At 73.6% G+C, this 17,696-nt stretch carries 11 protein-coding genes; 4 read left to right on the forward strand and 7 right to left on the reverse strand.

The features are described 5' to 3' along the window. The first annotated feature begins 390 nt into the window (after positions 1 to 390). On the forward strand, positions 391 to 5,679 hold the full coding sequence (locus tag ACWDVW_RS20200) for an SCO7613 C-terminal domain-containing membrane protein (RefSeq protein ID WP_449951069.1): 5,289 nt from the start codon (positions 391 to 393) through the stop codon (positions 5,677 to 5,679). An 80-nt stretch (positions 5,680 to 5,759) separates the two neighbouring features. Here the strand turns inward: ACWDVW_RS20200 and purE are convergent, their stop codons facing one another. The 3 genes from purE to ACWDVW_RS20215 form a co-directional block, all read right to left on the reverse strand. Continuing rightward, positions 5,760 to 6,248 carry a 5-(carboxyamino)imidazole ribonucleotide mutase gene (gene purE / locus ACWDVW_RS20205; protein ID WP_449951071.1) on the reverse strand — a complete coding sequence of 163 codons (489 nt, stop codon included), beginning with the start codon at positions 6,246 to 6,248 and terminating at the stop codon, positions 5,760 to 5,762. A gap of 101 nt (positions 6,249 to 6,349) precedes the next feature. Continuing rightward, complete coding sequence (locus tag ACWDVW_RS20210) at positions 6,350 to 7,531, reverse strand: 5-(carboxyamino)imidazole ribonucleotide synthase (protein WP_449951074.1); 1,182 nt, start codon at positions 7,529 to 7,531, stop codon at positions 6,350 to 6,352. A gap of 53 nt (positions 7,532 to 7,584) precedes the next feature. Next, the gene (locus ACWDVW_RS20215; protein ID WP_449951077.1) at positions 7,585 to 9,624 is read right to left on the reverse strand and encodes a thioredoxin domain-containing protein; all 2,040 of its coding nucleotides are present in this window, start codon (positions 9,622 to 9,624) and stop codon (positions 7,585 to 7,587) included. Positions 9,625 to 9,759: 135 nt separating this feature from the next. Between ACWDVW_RS20215 and ACWDVW_RS20220 the strand changes: the two genes are divergently transcribed. Further along, entirely contained in the window at positions 9,760 to 10,836 is a 1,077-nt protein-coding gene (locus tag ACWDVW_RS20220) for a phosphatidylinositol-specific phospholipase C domain-containing protein (protein WP_449951080.1), read from the forward strand. Between the two features lie 67 nt (positions 10,837 to 10,903). Here ACWDVW_RS20220 and ACWDVW_RS20225 read toward each other — a convergent pair whose 3' ends face one another. The 3 genes from ACWDVW_RS20225 to mca form a co-directional block, all read right to left on the reverse strand. Next, positions 10,904 to 13,444 carry a putative bifunctional diguanylate cyclase/phosphodiesterase gene (locus ACWDVW_RS20225; protein WP_449951083.1) on the reverse strand — a complete coding sequence of 847 codons (2,541 nt, stop codon included), beginning with the start codon at positions 13,442 to 13,444 and terminating at the stop codon, positions 10,904 to 10,906. 179 nt (positions 13,445 to 13,623) lie between these two features. Continuing rightward, positions 13,624 to 13,920 carry a hypothetical protein gene (locus ACWDVW_RS20230; protein ID WP_449951086.1) on the reverse strand — a complete coding sequence of 99 codons (297 nt, stop codon included), beginning with the start codon at positions 13,918 to 13,920 and terminating at the stop codon, positions 13,624 to 13,626. A 48-nt stretch (positions 13,921 to 13,968) separates the two neighbouring features. Beyond that, a complete protein-coding gene (gene mca / locus ACWDVW_RS20235; RefSeq protein WP_449951088.1) occupies positions 13,969 to 14,853 on the reverse strand; it encodes a mycothiol conjugate amidase Mca in 885 nt (294 codons plus the stop codon). Positions 14,854 to 15,091: 238 nt separating this feature from the next. On the opposite strand from mca, the gene ACWDVW_RS20240 reads away from it, so the two are divergent. Both ACWDVW_RS20240 and greA read left to right on the forward strand, forming a co-directional pair. Continuing rightward, on the forward strand, positions 15,092 to 15,526 hold the full coding sequence (locus ACWDVW_RS20240; protein ID WP_350695644.1) for a DUF4307 domain-containing protein: 435 nt from the start codon (positions 15,092 to 15,094) through the stop codon (positions 15,524 to 15,526). Positions 15,527 to 15,796: 270 nt separating this feature from the next. Then, complete coding sequence (gene greA, locus ACWDVW_RS20245; RefSeq protein WP_131053387.1) at positions 15,797 to 16,294, forward strand: transcription elongation factor GreA; 498 nt, start codon at positions 15,797 to 15,799, stop codon at positions 16,292 to 16,294. Positions 16,295 to 16,357: 63 nt separating this feature from the next. Here the strand turns inward: greA and ilvA are convergent, their stop codons facing one another. Continuing rightward, a complete protein-coding gene (ilvA, locus tag ACWDVW_RS20250) occupies positions 16,358 to 17,578 on the reverse strand; it encodes a threonine ammonia-lyase (protein ID WP_449951091.1) in 1,221 nt (406 codons plus the stop codon). Positions 17,579 to 17,696 lie beyond the last annotated feature (118 nt).

Raw genomic sequence — 17,696 nt, forward strand, 5'->3', positions numbered from 1 at the left:
GTCGAACGCACCCGCGCAGGGATCGAGCCTGACCGCCCGGAGCGGGTGGGCTCCCCCGGAAAACCTGACTTCCCGCAGGCTGCGTGAGATGGCCCATCCCGGCGGGGTGGGATCTGGCTTCGCGGGAACCTGACTCCCGCAGGCTGCGTGAGGCGGCCCAACCCGGCGGGGTGGGATCTGGCTTCGCGGGAACCTGACTCCCGCAGGGCTCAGTCCCGGCGGGGGGTGGGATCTGGGCCTTTGCTTTGCTCGGCGGTCGTCGGGGATTCGGCGGACCGGTTCGGGGTTGGTGATCGTGGGTGGGTGTGACCCGCCGACAACGGTCGAATTCCTGGGCTGCATTGGGCATGCTGCGACAGTGGGAATCCACACTGCGGGTGGAGGGGTGTCGTGGCGAACTTTCAGTGCTCCTCGTGCGGCCAGGAGATCAAGCCGGCCGTCCGTTGCCCGCGCTGCGGTGCCCACCAGCCACAATGGGCCGAGCACCTGGCGGACATCGAGCGGTCCATCGCGGAGATGAAGGCCCGCGAGGCCGCCATCGCCAGTGAGCAACGGCAACTCGCGTCCAAGATGCAGGCCGCGATCTTCCAGCGGGACATCCTCTCGCACGCCGGCAACTCGGGTGACGAACGTCTCAAGCAGTCCGGCCGGTCACGCCGCGTGCTGCGCCGTCGCCCGCCGCGCACCGCTCCGGGCGACGGCACCACGGCCGCGACGACCGACCGCACCCCGCCGCCACGGCGGCAGCCGTCCGACGGCGCCACCGGAGCGACGCGTACGCCACCGGGCGACGCCACCTCGACGGCCCGCATGCCTGCCGGCGACGACGCCACCGGGTCCACGCGGGTCCCCACCGATGACGGTGTCACCGGCTCGACGCACATGTCCTCCAGAGACGGGGTCACCGGTCCGACGCGCTTCGCTGACGACTTCCCCGGGGCGACGCGCGCGCCGTCCGGTGACGGTGCCACCCGGTCGACGCGGACGCCGGCCGGTGACGGCGGCACCTCGACGGCCCGCAAGCAACCCGTCGACGGCAGGCGTCGGCCCCCCGTGGACGGCAGCGGCCGGGCGACGTACGGCCCGGCCGGTGGTGACGCCCCGCCACGGGTGCCCCGGCAGGGTGCCGCCTTCGGGGCCGGCGAGCCGCCTCCGGACGCGCCGGTCTGGCTGGACGCCGACGACCCGGAGCACCCGCCGGAAGCCTCCTCGCGCGAGGTGCAGAACATCCCGCTCGGGCTCGGCGCACTGCTGCTCGGGGTGGCCGCGGTGGTCTTCGCGGTGGTCGCGACCAGCTCGATGGACGCGTGGTCCCGGCTCGGCATCCTGCTGCTCGCCACCGTCCTCATGCTGCTCGCCCCGCCGGTGCTGGTCCGGCGTGGACTGACCTCCACCGCCGAGACCATCGCGGCGGTGGGCCTGCTGTTGGTGCCGCTGGCCGGGTACGCACTCTGGGCCGTCGACGCGATCGGCGCCGGCGGTGCCTCCGGTGCCGTCTTCGCCGGAGTGATCTTCGCGGTCACCGCCGCCGTCTCGGTCGGGTACGCCGGCTGGACGCGACTGCGCGCACCCCGCTTCGCGACCGTCCTGGCCGCCCAGCCGGTGGTGCCGCTGCTGGCGTACGACCGGATCAGCGGACCGGTCGGCTGGGCGCTGGTGCTGACCGTGGTGGCTCTGCTCGACCTCTGGTTGGCCCGCTCCCCGGTCACCGTGGAGCAGCTGCCCGCCGACGACGCGAGCCCGCCCGGCCGGACGCACCCGCCCCGCCAGCGGCAGGCCGAGGGACGGCCCGAAGGAGCGCCGGAAGAGGCCGGTGAGCTGCTGGACCCGACCAACGCCGGGCGTACCGCCACGCCGACCCGGCCGGTACCCGGGCTGCGGGAGCTGACCTGGGTCCTGCACGGCGTCGCGGTCGCGGTCGCCATCGCGTACGCGGTGACCGCCCTGGTGCGGGCCATCACCGTGCCGGGCGCCACCGTGGCCGGCCTGGTGCTGCTGCTGGCCGCCGCCGTCTGCCTGGCCGGGACGCTGGTGCTTCGACGGCCGCCGCTGCCCGACATCGGCGCGGGCGTGCTCACGTTGGCCGTCATCGGCGCACTCGGCCGGATCGCCTCGGTGGCCCTGCCCGGCCGCGCCCTGCTGCTGATCGCAGCGGTGATCACGGTCACCGGCCTGGCCGTCCGGGCGGTGCCGGAGTCCGCCCGCCGTGGCCCGCAACTCGCCTCCGCGATCGCGTTGACGGTCACCGGAGTGCTGGTCGCCGGCAGCGCCCTGCGGGCCGGGCTCGCCCCGATCCAGGCCGCCCTGCCGGCCTGGGCGGCGGACCTGGACCGGTATCCGGCCGAACTCGCCGCCTCGGTGGGACCGGCCGCCTGGCAGCTCGCCACCAGCGCCTTCCTGCTGACCGTGGCCGCCGTGCTGGCCCTGCCGCCGGAGATCCGCCGCGAGTTCGCGGTGACCGGTGCCGCGTTGACCGCGCTCGCCGTACCCGCCTCCTTCGGGCTGTCCTGGGCGTTGGCGCCCTGGCCGATGGTGGTGACCGCGATCGGGATCGGGGCGGTCGGCCTCTCCGCCCGTACCCCTCGGGCCGCCCTGGCGCACGCGATCGCCGCCACCGGCGTCGGTCTGGCCGGTGCGGGCGCGGCCCTGGCCCGCCCGGCGTCGACCGCCGCCGTGCTGCTCGCCCTCGTGCTGGCCGGCATCCTGATCGCTGCCGCCCCCCGGATCCGGCTCGCCCCGGCGACGGCCGACACCGTCTCCGCCTGGGCTGCCGGAGGCGCGGCCTTCGCCCTGCCCGGAGCGGTCGCCGCCTTCGTCGCGGCGACCCTGCCCACCGACCCGATACTCACCCCCGCCGCGCTGCGGGAGGTGACCGTCCCGGTGCTGGCGGCCAGCTTCCTCGCCGTCTGCGTCACGCTCGGCTACGCGGCCATCGTGCAGGTGTCCCAGCGCCACATTCCGACGCCGTTGTCGGTGGGTACCGGCCTCGGCGCGCTGGTGGTCGCCGCCGCCGGTTTCGGCGCACCGGGCGCCACCGTGGCCGACGCCTGGGTGGGCGCGCTGCTGCTGGTCTCCGCCGTGCTGCTCTTCCTGGCCCCGTCGATCGACAGCGGCCGTCGCGCCGACGCCACGATGGACGGCTCCGACCTGGCCGCCGCAGCGGTCACTGCGGCGCTGGTCGCCACCCTGCTGCGGATCGGCACGGTGCTGGCACCGGGTGGGCAACTCGCGGTCGCCGCCGCGCTGGTCCTGGTGGTCTCGGTGGCCGCGCGGGCCATGCCCGAGCAGTGGCGGCGCGGACCGGTGCTCGGCCTCGCCGTCGGCGGGGTGCTGATCGGGCTGCTGGCCGGGTGGATGGCGCTGCGCGGTGGCGTGGGCGTGCTGGCCACTCCCGGACCGATCTGGAACGGCGACCTCAGCGGCTGGCCCGCCGCGCCGACCGGCGGTACGACGTGGCAGGGACCGATCGCACTGCTGCTGCTCGCGCTGGCCGCCGGCATCCTGCTGCCGTCGCCCTGGCGCTACGACGTCGCCAACGTGGCGGTGGTGCTCGCCACCATCGGCGCCGCCGCCGCGTTCAACCTGAGCTGGTGGTCACCGGTGGTGATCGGTGCGATGGTCGCCGCAGTCCTCGGCATGGCCGCCGTCGCCGCCGTCGACCCCCGGGCCGGGCTGTCCCGGATCACCGCCGCCGGGGTGGTGGCGCTGCACGCCACCGGCGCCGGTCTGGTCCGGCCGTGGACGACCGCGCTGGCTCTGGCCAGCGTGGTGCTGATCGGTGCGGTGGTGGCGATGCTCGCCCGGTCGATGGCGGAGCCGCTGGTCGACGACATCCACGTCGAGGGGATGCCGCCGCACCTGGCGCAGATCGGCGGAGCCGGCACCGGTGCCGCGCTGCTGGCGCTGCCCGGCGCCACCGCCGCCCTGGCCGTCGAGTTCGGGCACCCGACCCAGGTGGTGCTGACCGCCGGCCTGGCCGCGTCCAGTCTCGGGCTGGCCGCGATCGCCGCCGTCCGCCGCCAGGTCCCGCAGTACCTGCCCTGGGCGAGCGCCGGAGTGGTCGGCGGCGCGAGCGTGACCGCGCTGGCCGCCGTGCCCGTGCACCTGCCGATCGGCGTGTACGCCGCCGCCGCAGCCCTGCTCGGGGTGCTCGCCGAACTGGTCCGGGGGGCCACCGAACCGCCGGTCGGCGCGGCGCAGCCGGTCCGTCGGTGGACGGTCCTGCTGGACGGCGCCCTGCGTCGGCTGCCCGACGACGGCAGACGACGTCGGTGGCGGGTCAGCCCCGCCGCCGGGGCGCTGGCCGCCGCCACCCTGCCGGTGATCCTGGCACTGGTCTCGATCGCCCCGGCGCTGCTGGCCGCGCTGGTCGACCCGCACCGCACGCTCCGCCGGATCTGGCAGGGCCCCCCACCGGAGCTGCTGAACCCTCCGCCGGCGGCGGTGAACCCCACCCATGTGCTCACCGCGCTGCTGCTCACCGTCACCGCAGCCCTGGCCGCCACCGGGTTCAGCGGCGGTCGGCGTACCCGGGCGGTGCCGGTGGTGCTGCCCGGCGCCGCGGTGACCCTGCTGATCGCCCCGGTCGCGCTCGGCAGCGGCTGGCCGTCGAGCACCCTCTCGGCGTTGGCGGTGTTCGCCATCTCGATGCTGGGGCTGGCACTGACACCGCCGCCCCCGATCGAGGAGCGGGCCCGCTCGATCCGGCTGGCCCGGGTCCTGGTCTTCGTGATCGGACTGGCCGCCGGTGGGGCGGGACTCGCCGGCAGCCTCGCCACCCGGGAGCTGACCCTGTTCACCCTCGCCGGTGGGGTCGCCGTCGGGGTGGTCGCCGCCCTGTACGGCACCACCTCCCGGGCGCGCATCCTCGGGTGGCTGTTCGCCTCGCTCAAGGCACAGCTCCTGGTGCTCACCGCCGGGCTGGTGGCCGGTCTCGCCCCGGTCTGGTCGGCGTTCGGCGTACTCGCGGTCGGTGCGGCCCTCCAGGTCTTCGCCGCGACCCTGCCCCGGTTCCGTCGCCCCGAGGCGCGGCGCGAGGCGGCGACGGTGGAGTGGAGCGGGTACGCCGCCGCACTCATCGCGCTGGCGCTGGCCTTCGACTCGCCCCGGCACATCGCCGCCCTGCTGGCCGCCTGGGGTGCGGTCCTCGGGCTCGCCGCCACCCGGCCCGGTCGACGGCCGATGGAACGCCGCATCCTGTTCTGGGGCGTGGTGATCTGCGAGATCACCGCCTGGTGGATCCTGATGTGGGTCGCCGACGTGGCGCTGCCCGAGGCGTACACGCTGCCGTTCGCGGCATTGGCGCTGCTGGTCGGCGTGCTGGAGTTGCGGCAGCGGGCCGACCTGAGCAGTTGGGTCGCGTACGGGCCGGCGCTGGTCGCGGCCTTCGTACCCACCCTGGCGATCGTGCTGGCCACCGACTCCAGCACGCTGCGGCAGGTGCTGCTGCTGCTCGGTGCGGTGGCGGTGCTGGTCTTCGGCTCCATGACCCGTCAGCAGGCGCCGGTGATCGTCGGCGCGGTGGTCACCGCCATCGCCGCCGTACACGCCCTGTTCAGCCTCGGGCCGTGGCTGGTGCTGATCCCGGTCGGTCTCCTGCTGCTCGTGCTCGGCGCCAGCAACGAACGCCGCCGCCGCGCCCAGGAACGCCTCCAGACGGCGCTGCGCGGCATGCGGTGACCGGGCCGGTCGGATGTAAGGAGGGGTCCCCTGCTAACGCCTCGTGCATAGCAGGGGACCCCTCCTAACACACAGCGCCCCTACAGCGAAGCGCGCAGAGCCGCGTCCTTCTCGGCGACGAGCTGCTCCAGATCCGCCTGGTACGCCGACATCCGATCGACGAGCGCCGGGTCGCCGATGCCCAGGATGCGTACGGCGAGCAGCCCGGCGTTGCGCGCGTTGCCGATCGACACCGTGGCCACCGGCACCCCCGCCGGCATCTGCACGATGGACAGCAGCGAGTCCAGGCCGTCGAGGTGCTTCAACGGCACCGGCACGCCGATCACCGGCAACGGCGTGACCGAGGCGATCATGCCGGGCAGGTGGGCGGCACCACCGGCACCCGCGATGATCACCTTCATGCCCCGCCCGGCGGCGGCCCGACCGTAGTCGATCATCTTCACCGGAGTGCGGTGGGCCGAGACCACCTCGACCTCGTACGGCACCTCGAACTCGGCGAGCACGTCGGCAGCCGCCTTCATGGTCGGCCAGTCCGAGTCGCTACCCATGATCACACCGACCGTGCTCACGCTGTTCTCCCTCTCGTTCACGAACTGCGGGGTCCGCACGGTCGCTCCACGGCGTCGCGAAGCCGGCAGCGGACGCCCGTACGGTCAGACGGCCGCTACGGTCACTCCGCGCCGTCGCGGAGCCAGCGGGCGGCGCGGGCGGCCCGGGCGCGTACCTCGTCCGGGTCGTCGCCGAGCACCGTGACGTGCCCGATCTTGCGACCGGGACGGACCTGCTTGCCGTACAGGTGCACCCGGGCGGTCGGTACGGCGGCGAAGAGGTGGTGCAGCCGCTCGTCGATGGACATGCCGCCGGGCTCGCCACCGAGCACGTTCGCCATCACGACCACCGGGGCGGTCAGCGCGGTGTCGCCCATCGGGTAGTCGAGCACGGCCCGCAGGTGCTGCTCGAACTGCGACGTCCGGGCGCCCTCGATGGTCCAGTGCCCGGAGTTGTGCGGACGCATCGCCAGCTCGTTGACCACCACCCGGCTGCCGCTCGGGGCCGCCGGATCGGCCACCTCGAACAGCTCCACCGCGAGCAGGCCCACCACACCGAGCGCGGTGGCCAGGTCGATGGCGAGCTGCTGTGCCGAGACCGCCAGCTCCTCGGCGAGGTCGGGCGCGGGTGCCAGCACCTCGACACAGATGCCGTCCCGCTGCACCGTCTCCACCACCGGATAGACCGCGACCTGCCCGAACGGCGAGCGCGCCACCTGCACCGCCAGCTCCCGGCGCAACGCCACCCGCTCCTCGACGATGAGCTTCGTCCCGCCGTCGAGCAGGATCCGCACCAGGTCGTCGGCGACGGTGGCGTCGGCCACCGGCCACACACCCCGGCCGTCGTACCCACCCCGGGCCGCCTTGAGCATCACCGGCCAGCCCACCTCGTCGCCGAAGTCCACCACGTCGGCCGGGGTGGTGACGGGTCGCCAGGCCGGATTGGGCGCGCCGAGCCCGCCGAGCCGCTCCCGCATGACCTGCTTGTCCTGGGCGTGCACGAGTGCGTCGGCGGGCGGGAACAGCTTCACCCCCTCGGCGGTGAGGGTGCGGATGTGCTCGGTGGGCACGTGCTCGTGGTCGAAGGTGACCACGTCGCAGCTCTTGGCGAACGTGCGTAGCGCGGCCAGGTCGGTGTGGTCGCCGTACTGGACGTCGGCGGCGACCAGCGCCGCGCCGTCGTCCGGGGTGAGGGCGAGCACGCGCAGCGACTGGCCGAGGGCGATCGCGGCCTGGTGGGTCATCCGGGCCAACTGGCCGCCACCCACCATGCCGACAACAGGCAGACCGGTACGGGAATCCATAGCGGCGTCAGCCTATCCGGGCCGGTCGGGGTGCCGGTCGGCGGACACCGGTGTCAGCGCAGTTGCGCCACCAGGTCGTCCACGCCGCTCACCGGCCGTTGGCAGACGAAACCCCGGCAGACGTACGCGGCGGGCCCGCCGTCGAGCAACGGCCGACCGGCCAGCAGCGGCACCCCCGGCTGGTCGGGCTGCCCGGCGACGATCACCGCACCGGGTGGGGCGTGCCGGTACGCCGCCGCGACCAGCGGATCGTTCGCCGGGTCCCCGGTGACCACCGCGATCTCGGACGGGCCGGCGAGCAGCGCCTCGCCCACGGTGGCCGCGTACCCGGTGAATCGGGCGTGCCGCCCGACGATCGGCGCGACGGTGGCCAACGCCGCCTCGGCTGCCTCCCGGTACCGGTTCTCGCCCGTGAGCGCCGCGTAGCTGACCAGGGCGGCGGCGATGGCGGAGCGGCCGGAGGGAGTGGCGTTGTCGGTCGGGTCGGCGGGCCGGGCCACCAAGCGCTCCGCGTCGTCGGCGGTGTCGTAGAACGCCCCGTCGGGGGCGGCGAAGTGCGTCAGGGCGGCGTCCAGCAGCTCACCGGCCAGCTCCAGCCACCGCCCCTCGCCGGTGACCTGGTGCATGGCGCAGAACGCCTCGGCCACGCAGCCGTAGTCCTCCAGCACGCCGGCCGGCTCCCCCACCCGGCCGTCCCGGGAGGCGCGGCGCAGCCGCCCGTCCACCACGTGCACCCGGGCCAGGTGCTCGGCGGTCTGGCGCATCGCACCGTCGGCGACGATGGCGACCCCGTCGAGCAGGTTCGCCTCGCCCTCGGTGCCGATCCGGCCGGCGGTCTCGACGAGCCGGACGAACTCGGCGAGCGCGGTGACGGCCAGCCCGTTCCAGGCGGCCACCACCTTGTCGTCGCGGGCCGGCTGCGGACGGGTGTCGCGGACGGCCAGCAGCCGGCGGACCACGTCCTGCCAGCGGGCGCGGACCTCGGGGTCGGCGTCGTCGACGTCGCGGGCCAGCCGCAGCACGCTCGTGCCGTGCTCGAAGGTGCCGTTCTCGACGACGGTGAAGAGGTCGGCGGCCCAGCGGCCGTCCTCCTCGCCGAGCGCCTCGACCAGTTGGGCCGGCGTCCAGGCGTACGTGAGCCCTTCGACGCCCTCGGTGTCCGCGTCCAGCGCCGAGGCGAAGCCCTGGCCGGGGCGGTGCAGCTCGTCGGCGAGGAACCGGGCGACGTCCCGGGCCACCCGCAGCGCCAGCGCGTCGCCGGTGAGCCGCCAGAGCTGCGTGTAGACGCGCAGCAGCAGGGCGTTGTCATAGAGCATCTTCTCGAAGTGCGGCACGGTCCAGTGCTCGTCCACCGCGTACCGGGCGAAGCCACCGGCGAGCTGGTCGTGGATGCCGCCCCGGGCCATCGCCTCGCAGGTGTGCCGGACGATCTCCAGGCTCCGCGCCGAGCCGGTGCGCTGGTGGTGCCGCAGCAGGAAGAGCAGGTTCATGTGCGGCGGGAACTTGGGAGCGCCGCCGAAGCCACCGTGCCGCTCGTCGTACTCGTCGGCCAGTTGGTCGGCGGCGGCGTCGAGCAGGTCGGCGGTGAGCGGGGCGGTGGGCCCGCCGACGGCCTGGGCCCCGCCGATCGCCTCCACCACCGCGGCGCCCTGACGCAGTACGGCGTCGCGCTGGTCCCGCCAGGCGGTGCCGATCGACTCCAGCAGCCGGACGAAGTTCGCCCGGGGGAAGTACGTCCCGCAGAAGAACGGGGTGCCGTCCGGGGTGGCGAAGACCGTCATCGGCCAGCCGCCCTGGCCGGTCATCGCCTGGGTGGCGGTCATGTAGACGGCGTCGACGTCGGGCCGCTCCTCGCGATCCACCTTGATCGACACGAAGCCCTCGTCGAGCAGCTTGCCGACGCCCGCGTCCTCGAACGATTCGTGCGCCATGACGTGACACCAGTGACACGCGGAGTAGCCGACCGAGATGAGCACCGGCACGTCACGGCGCTTGGCCTCGGCGAACGCCTCCTCGCACCAGGGCCACCAGTCGACCGGGTTGTCCGCGTGCTGGAGGAGGTACGGGCTGGTGGCATCCGCGAGTCGGTTCACCCGACGACCATATCCAGCCGGGCGACCGGCCGGCGGTCGGACGCCGTGCGCCGGAACGCCTTCCGCCGTTCACGTCGGTCCATTTAGATCTGTGCATATTCCCGGCGACCCGCCGGGTGACGAGGAGGTACCCCCATGCGCAGATCCCGGTTCCGGTCCGCCCTCGCGGCCGGCGTGGCCCGGTCCGCCCTCGCGGCAGGCGTGGCCCTGTCGACCCTCACCGCCGGTGTGCTGGTGGCGGCGTCACCGGCCTCGGCCGCCGCCGTCGACCCGGACGCCCGGATCTCGGCCACCACCGGCGTCGGTACGCACAACGCGTACGAGAAGGCGACCTACTCCTATCTGGCACAGTCCCTGGACGCCCGCCCCGGACTGATCGAGCTGGACGTCTGGCCGGACATCCTCACCCGGCAGTGGCGGGTCAGCCACTCCAACCCGCTCGGCAACGACAACAACTGTGTCGCCGCCACCAGCGCGAGCCAGCTCTACTCCGGCACCCGCAACCGCAACCTGGAGCACTGCCTGGACAACATCCGGCTGTGGCTGACCGCACATCCGGACGCCGGGCCGCTACTGCTCAAGATCGAGCTGAAGACCGGCTTCAGTGCCCGTACCGGCCAGGGGCCGACCCAGCTCGACGCGGTCCTCGCCGCCCGACTCGGCGACCGGCTGTTCACCCCGGCCGAGCTGCGCGGCGGCCACGCCTCGCTGGACGCCGCAGCCCGTGCCGACGCCTGGCCGACCCGGCGGCAGCTCGCCGGGAAGGTGATCGTCTATCTGATCCCGGGCACGGTCGAGCACGGCAACCCGACCGACGTGCTCCGCACCGACGTGGAGTACGCCCGACACCTGGTCGCGCTGGACGCGGCCGGCACCCTCGGCAGCGCGAAGGCGTTCCCCGCCGTGCACCGGGCGCGGGCCGGTGACCCCCGCACCCAGTACGCCGAGACCGCGTTGCGTCCCTGGTTCGTCGTCTTCGACGGCGACGCCAGCGCGTACGTCACCGGGTCCATCGACACCGCCTGGTACTCGGCCAACCACTACCTGCTGGTGATGACCGACGCGCACAAGGTCCCGCCCGCGATCGGCAACACCGACCCGGACGCCGCCCTGGCCCGCCTCACCGCGCTGGCCGCCCGGCACGCCACCATCGCCTCCGCCGACTGGGCACCGATCCCTCAGGTGGTCGCCCGCACCCTGCCGCGCGCCTGACCGTCCGCCGTCCCGCCCGTGCCGCCGCCCGTCCGTCCCGTCCGAAAGGCGGACGGGCGGGTCGCGGTCAGGAGGCGCCGTCGGCGCGCAGCGGCAGGACGTTGCTGGGGCTCTGGCGGGACAGCGAGCCGAGCACGGCACCGATCTTGTCGGCGGGCATCGGCTTGAAGAAGTGGTAGCCCTGGGCGGCGGTGCAGCCAAGCTCGGCCAGGGCCGACCGCTGGGCGGCGGTCTCCACGCCCTCGGCCACCACCCGCAGGCCCAGCTCGTGGGCGAGCCCGACGGTGCTGCGGACGATCGCCGCCGCCTCCGGGGAGTCCGCCATCTTGAGTACGAACGACCGGTCCACCTTCAACTCGTCGACCGGGATCCGGGTGAGGAAGGCCAGTGAGGAGAAGCCGGTGCCGAAGTCGTCCACGGCCAGTTGCACGCCCATCGACCGGAGCGCGCTGAGCACCTGGTCGATGACCTCCAACTCGCTCATCACCACGGTCTCGGTGATCTCCAGGACCAGCCGGTCGGCCGGGACCTGGTGCCGGCGCAACGCGTCGGCGATCTCCGCTGGCAGGCGGTGGTCGAGCAGGCTGCGGGCGGAGAGGTTGACCGAGATCGGGATGTCCAGGCCCTCCCGGGCCCAGCCGGCCGCCACTCCGAGCGCCTTGTCCAGCACGTAGCGGGTGAAGGTGCCCAACTGCTCGCTGTTCTCCACCGGCCGGATGAAGTCGGCCGGCCCCAGCCAGCCCCGACGCGGATGTCGCCAGCGGATCAGCGCCTCCACCCCGGTCGGTGCGCCGGTGGCCAGGTCCACGGCCGGCTGCAACACCAGCACGAGCTGATCGTCGGTCAGCAACGCCTCACGCAGCTCGGCGAGCAGCGCGAGCTGGTCGGTGCTGGCCGCGTCCCGGGTGCCGTCGTACGCCGCCACGCTGCCGCCACCGGACTTGGCCTGGTACATCGCGATGTCGGCCCGGCGCATCAGCTCGGTCAGGTCGGCGGTGCCGGCCGACGCCACCACCACGCCGACGGACACCTCGACGGACATGCGTACCCCGGCCACCTCGGTCGGCGCGGCCAGCCGCTCGGTGATCTCGCGGGCCTGGCGCAGCGCGTACGCCATCGGGGCGGTGCGGTCGCCGAGCACCGGGACCGAGGTCAACAGCAGTGCGAACTCGTCACCGCCGAGCCGGGCGAGCAGGTCGCCCGCGCGGGTCAGAGCGCCCAGCCGGTTGGCGGTCAACCGCAGGAGCTGGTCACCGGCGGCGTGCCCGAGCGTGTCGTTGACCTCCTTGAACTGGTCGATGTCGAGCAGCAGCAGGGCCACCGGGTGGTCGTGCCCGAGTTTCCGCAGCGTCTGGTCGCCCTGGCCGAGCATGGCCGTCCGGTTGGCCAGCCCGGTCAGCGGGTCGTGCACCGCCTCGTACGAGGAACGCGCGGTGACCACCCGCAGCTCGCGGTGGGTGGCCGCGTCGTGCAGGGCGGCGGAGAGCGTCTCGGCGAAGGCGGCCAGCGCGTGCCGTTCCCGGTCGGTGGGCGGCGCCGTGCGGGGCAGCCGGATCCGTAGTCGGCCGACTCGATTCTCACCGACCGACAGGTCCCGGAGCAGTTCGTCCGGGGAGGACTCGTCGTCGCCGGGTGGCGCGATCTCCCGGTCGACCACCTGACCGCTGGGATCGCCCCGATATCGGCGCCAGCGACCGTCTCCCCGGACCACCTCCACGTCCACGAGCTCCGCCTCGAACACGGTGAGCGCGCCGGTCACCCCGGCGGTCGCCACACCACGCTCGTCGAGCTGGTTGAGCGCCGCCGTCGCCTCCGCGAACGACCGCCAGATACGCCGCTCGCGCTCGTCGCGCAGCCGCTGCCGGTAGGTCTGGTGCAGCAGCCACAGCGGCGCGGGCAGCAGCACCAGCCACCGTGGATCGAACTCGATCAGGGCCACCACGAGCAGGGCGGCCACCACGTTGCCGACGAACATCAGCAGCTTGCCCCGCAACGCGGCCAGCAGCGGTCGCCCGATCGGCATGTCGTGCCGCAGCGCCAGCATGACCCCACCGAGCCAGGCACCGGCCAGCAGGTACGTGAGGGCACCGGCGGCGACGGCGAGCGCGAGCGCCGGGGTCGGGGTGGCCAGCAGCGGCTCGCCGAGCGAGGTGGTGACCGACACCGCGAGGGCGACGGCGGCGGTCTGGGAGGCGGCGATGCGCACCACGTCCCAGGTGGACCTGCCCTCGTCCACCACGGACAGGGTGGTCCAGGCCAGCATCATGCCGATCAGGGCCGCGGCCGGCAGCCACCCGGGCGGCACCAGATAGAGACAGACGATCAGCGCGGCCTCGGCCCAGGTGATGGAGACCACCCCGGCGGCGGCCCGGAACCGCAGCCGAGCCAACTGCGACAGTGCGAAGAGTGCGATCGCGATGCCGAAGCGGGTCAGCCCGCCGTACGGCCCGAACGGGTCGTCGGCCGGCAGCCCGACCGGCACGCTGAGCCCCACCACGGCGGCCACCACGGCGGTGAGGACGACGGCGGCCGTCAGCAGGTGCACCCCGATCGGGGTGCGACGGCCCTCGGGCCGATCGAGCGGATGACCGGCCCTGCCGGAGGTCACCGACCCACTCCCGCCGGGCGGGAACAGGGCGCGCGGAGGGCCGAAACGACTGCGATGGTCATCGGCGCCCCCTCCCGCGCACGGCATGAGGACGTCTGGTCCTCCCGGCGGAAGGCTAAGCCAAACCGGATGGTCGCAACAGGGGGCGACCATCCGGTTCAGCGTGAATCATGCCCCGATCAGCCGTCGCGACGCTGCTGACGCCGGTTGGGAGCGTCACCGGATGAATCCAGCATCACGTTCTCATCTGTCGGATCACCGACCGTTCGCTGCGCGGTGCCCGACTCGGCGGGGGTGGGCTCCTGGCCGGGGAAGTGGTCGGGCAGCCGGCGCAGCCGGGCGTTCATGTTGCGGATCAGCAGCACGGTGGCGGTGCCCAGGACGAGGATGAGGAACAGGCCCATCGGACCGGCCAGGCCCCCCGTGCGGGTGTCCCCGAAATTGTTCTGGGCGAGCACCTGGGCAGCGGTCAACATGGGATTCCTCCGGAGTGCGATGTCCGACCAGGGTAGCCCGCCGCCGGATCAGCGGGCATGGGCCGTCTCCCGGATGCCCGCGAACAGGTCCGACTCGGGCAGCGGCGAGTCGACCAGCGAGCGTACGAGCTGGAAGTCCTCCGTCGGCCAGGCGCGCTGTTGCAGCTCCATCGGCACCTGGAACCAGAAGCCGTCCGGGTCGACCTGGGTGGCGTGGGCCCGCAACGCGTCGTCCCGGACGGGGAAGTGTTCGGCGCACTCGACCCGGGTGGTGATCCGTGGACCCTTGTCCGGCCGGTCCTCCCAGCGGGTGATCCACTCCGCGTACGGCGACTCGGCGGCGCCGGTGGCCAGGACCGCCTCGTGCAGGGCGAGGATCTTGCCCTTGGAGAAGCCGATGTCGTAGTAGAGCTTGAGCGGCTGCCACGGCTCACCCAGCTCGGGGTAGCGCTCCGGGTCACCGGCCGCCTCGAAGGCCGCCACGCTGACCTTGTGGCACATGATGTGGTCCGGGTGCGGGTAGCCGCCCTCCTCGTCGTACGTGGTGACCACGTGCGGGCGGAACTGCCGCATCAGGCGGACCAGCGGACCGGCGGCCATCTCGACGTCCTGGAGTGCGAAGCAGCCCTCCGGCAGCGGCGGCAGCGGGTCGCCCTCGGGCAGGCCCGAGTCGACGAAGCCCAGCCAGGCCTGCTCGATGCCGAGGATGGCGCGGGCCGCGTCCATCTCCGCCCGGCGGATGTCGGCGATGTTGGCCCACACCTCGGGCCGGTCCAGCTTGGGGTTGAGCACACTGCCCCGCTCGCCGCCGGTGCACGTGACGACGAGCACGTCCACCCCCTCGGCGACGTATTTGGCCATGGTCGCGGCGCCCTTGCTCGACTCGTCGTCTGGGTGCGCGTGCACGGCCATGAGCCGGAGTTGTTCTGCCACGGTCGGCGCTCCTCGTCTCTGCCCCACCGGCGGGCCACGGGCCACACCGTTGACCTGCCGGAATCCTCCCCCGTCGCAGTCCCGGCCCGTGCCGGCCTGTCATATTTGACCCCAGGACCAGCACTGCCCTCACGACCAGCACTGCCTTCACGACCAGCACTGCCCGATCGGACAGGAACGACGGCGCTCTGCCATTCTTGCCGATAGGCCCGACAACGACGCCAGGAGATACCCGCCGGTGACCGAGACGCACGCCACACCTGCATCGACCGCGCCGGTGTTCCCGCCCGGCCGGTACGGTCGCCGCCGCACGCCGGGTCGACGTCGGCGGCTGCTGACCACGCTGCTGGTGATCGCCGTGCTGGTGGCGCTCACCGCCGTCTCGTTCCGGCTCTACCGGCAGTACGGCGACCCGGCCTACGACGCCCAGGTGATCACCTACGGCGAGATCACCGACCAGCAGGTGGTGGTCAACTTCCGGGTGAACCTGCCGGCGGGCGGCTCGGCGGTCTGCGCGCTGCGGGCCCGCGACCACGCCGGGGCGGAGGTGGCCCGGGAGGAGATCCCGGTGACCGCCGCCGACGGGCAGCGCAGCGTCACCGTCCGGCACACGCTCGCCACCAGCGCCCGCCCCTTCATCGGCGAGGTCGTCCGCTGCCGACCGGCGGTCTGAACCCATCCCGGACGGCCGGTCGCACCCGCCGGGACGACAGGCCGAACGCCCGCGTGACGGTGGTCCGAACCCACCCGTGACGGTGGCCCGAACCCATCGCGACGACGGGCCGGACCCACCCGGCCTGCGGCGGGGCGGCGACGGTCGAGGCGCCGCGCGGCCCGGGGCCGCCCAGCGCACCAGCGTGATCACCGACACTCCTTGTCGTACGGCACTGGTAACTTGGAGGTTCACCTGTCAGCCAGCCCGCACAACCGAGGAGGACCGCCTGTGTCCAATGGCAACGAGGCGCCCGCCACCTGGCTGTCCCAGGACGCCTACGACCGCCTGAAGGCCGAGCTCGATGAGTTGATCGCCAACCGGCCGGTCATCGCCGCCGAGATCAACGCGCGGCGCGAGGAAGGTGACCTGCGCGAGAACGGCGGCTATCACGCCGCCCGTGAGGAGCAGGGCAAGGCCGAGGGGCGCATCCTCTATTTGAAGGAGCTGCTCCGCACGGCCCAGGTCGGCGAGGCGCCGACCGTCGACGCCGTGGCACCCGGGATGGTCGTGACGATCTACTTCGACGACGACGCCGACGACACAGAGACCTTCCTGCTCGGTTCCCGGGAGATCTCCTCGACCACCGATCTCACCGTCTACAGCCCCGAGTCGGCCCTCGGCCAGGCGATCCTGGGCGGCAAGGCGGGCCAGGCCTGCACCTACACCGCGCCCAGCGGCGCGGACATCAAGGTGACCGTGGTCAGCTTCGAGCCCTTCTCCGGCTGAGCCACTCGCCGCCCGGCAGGGGGCGGCCGTCGCAGCAACCCAGAGGCGTGACACCGGGCGGTGTCACGCCTCTGGCGCGATCGAGACCTGGTAGCCGCTGGCCCGCAACGCACTGATCAGCGTGTCCGAGTGCTCCACACCCCGGGTCTCCACCGACAGCGCCACCTCGACCTCACCGAGGCGCAGGTGCGGATTGGCCCGCTGGTGCTCCACGTCCACCACGTTGGCCCGGTGCTCGGCGATCTGCCGCAGCAGCGAGGCGAGCTGCCCGGGCCGGTCCGAGCAGCGGACGGTCACCCGGAGATAGCGCCCGGCCGCCGCCAGGCCGTGCTCGATGACCCGCAGCATCAGCAGCGGATCGATGTTGCCGCCGGAGAGGACCGCCACCACCGGCGGCTCCACCTCGACCGCACCGGCCAGCAAGGCGGCCACCCCCACCGCACCGGCCGGCTCCACCACCTGCTTGCCGCGCTCCAACAGCATCAGCAGCGCCCGGGAGATGTCCTCCTCGGTGACCGTGACGATCTCGTCGACGAGCTTGCGGACGTGGGTGAAGGTGACGTCACCGGGTCGACCGACCGCGATCCCGTCGGCGATGGTGGAGAAGTCGGGCAAGCGTACCGGCTCGCCGGCCACCAGTGAGGGCGGGAAGGCCGCCGCGCCCGCCGCCTGGACCCCGATCACCCGGACGTCGGGGCGCAACGCCTTGGCGGCCACCGCCATCCCGGAGACCAGGCCGCCGCCGCCCACCCCGGTGACGATCGTCCTGACCTCGGGGCACTGCTCCAGGATCTCCAACGCGACCGTGCCCTGGCCGGCGATCACGTCCCGGTGGTCGAACGGGTGGATCAGCACCGCGCCGGTGCGCTCCGCGTACGTCTGCGCCGCCACCAGGGATTCGTCCACCGTGGCACCGACCAGCTCCACCTGGGCGCCGTACCCCTTGGTGGCCACCACCTTCGGCAGTGGCGCGTTGACCGGCATGAAGACGGTGGAGTGCGCGCCGACCAGGCCGGCGGCGAGAGCCACCCCCTGCGCGTGGTTGCCGGCGCTGGCCGCCACCACCCCCCGCTCCCGCTCCGCCGCCGACAGCCGGGAGATCCGCACGTACGCGCCACGCACCTTGTACGACCCCGCGCGCTGGAAGTTCTCGCACTTGAGCCAGACCGGCCCGCCGAGCGCCGCGCTCAGCGGGCGGAAGGGTTCCAGCGGGGTGGTGCGGGTGACCTCGGCGAGCAGCTCCCGCGCGGCCCGCACGTCGTCCAGGCTGACCAGTTCCGTCATGCCCCGATCGTGCCACCCGCCCCACCGGGGTTCCCCACGGCCCGGACCCGCGCAGACGCAGACCAGGGCACGTCCGGTACGGCGCCGGCCAGCGTCCACCGGCCGCGCCGGCCAGGTC

It is taken from the genome of Micromonospora sp. NPDC003241, assembly GCF_053589795.1.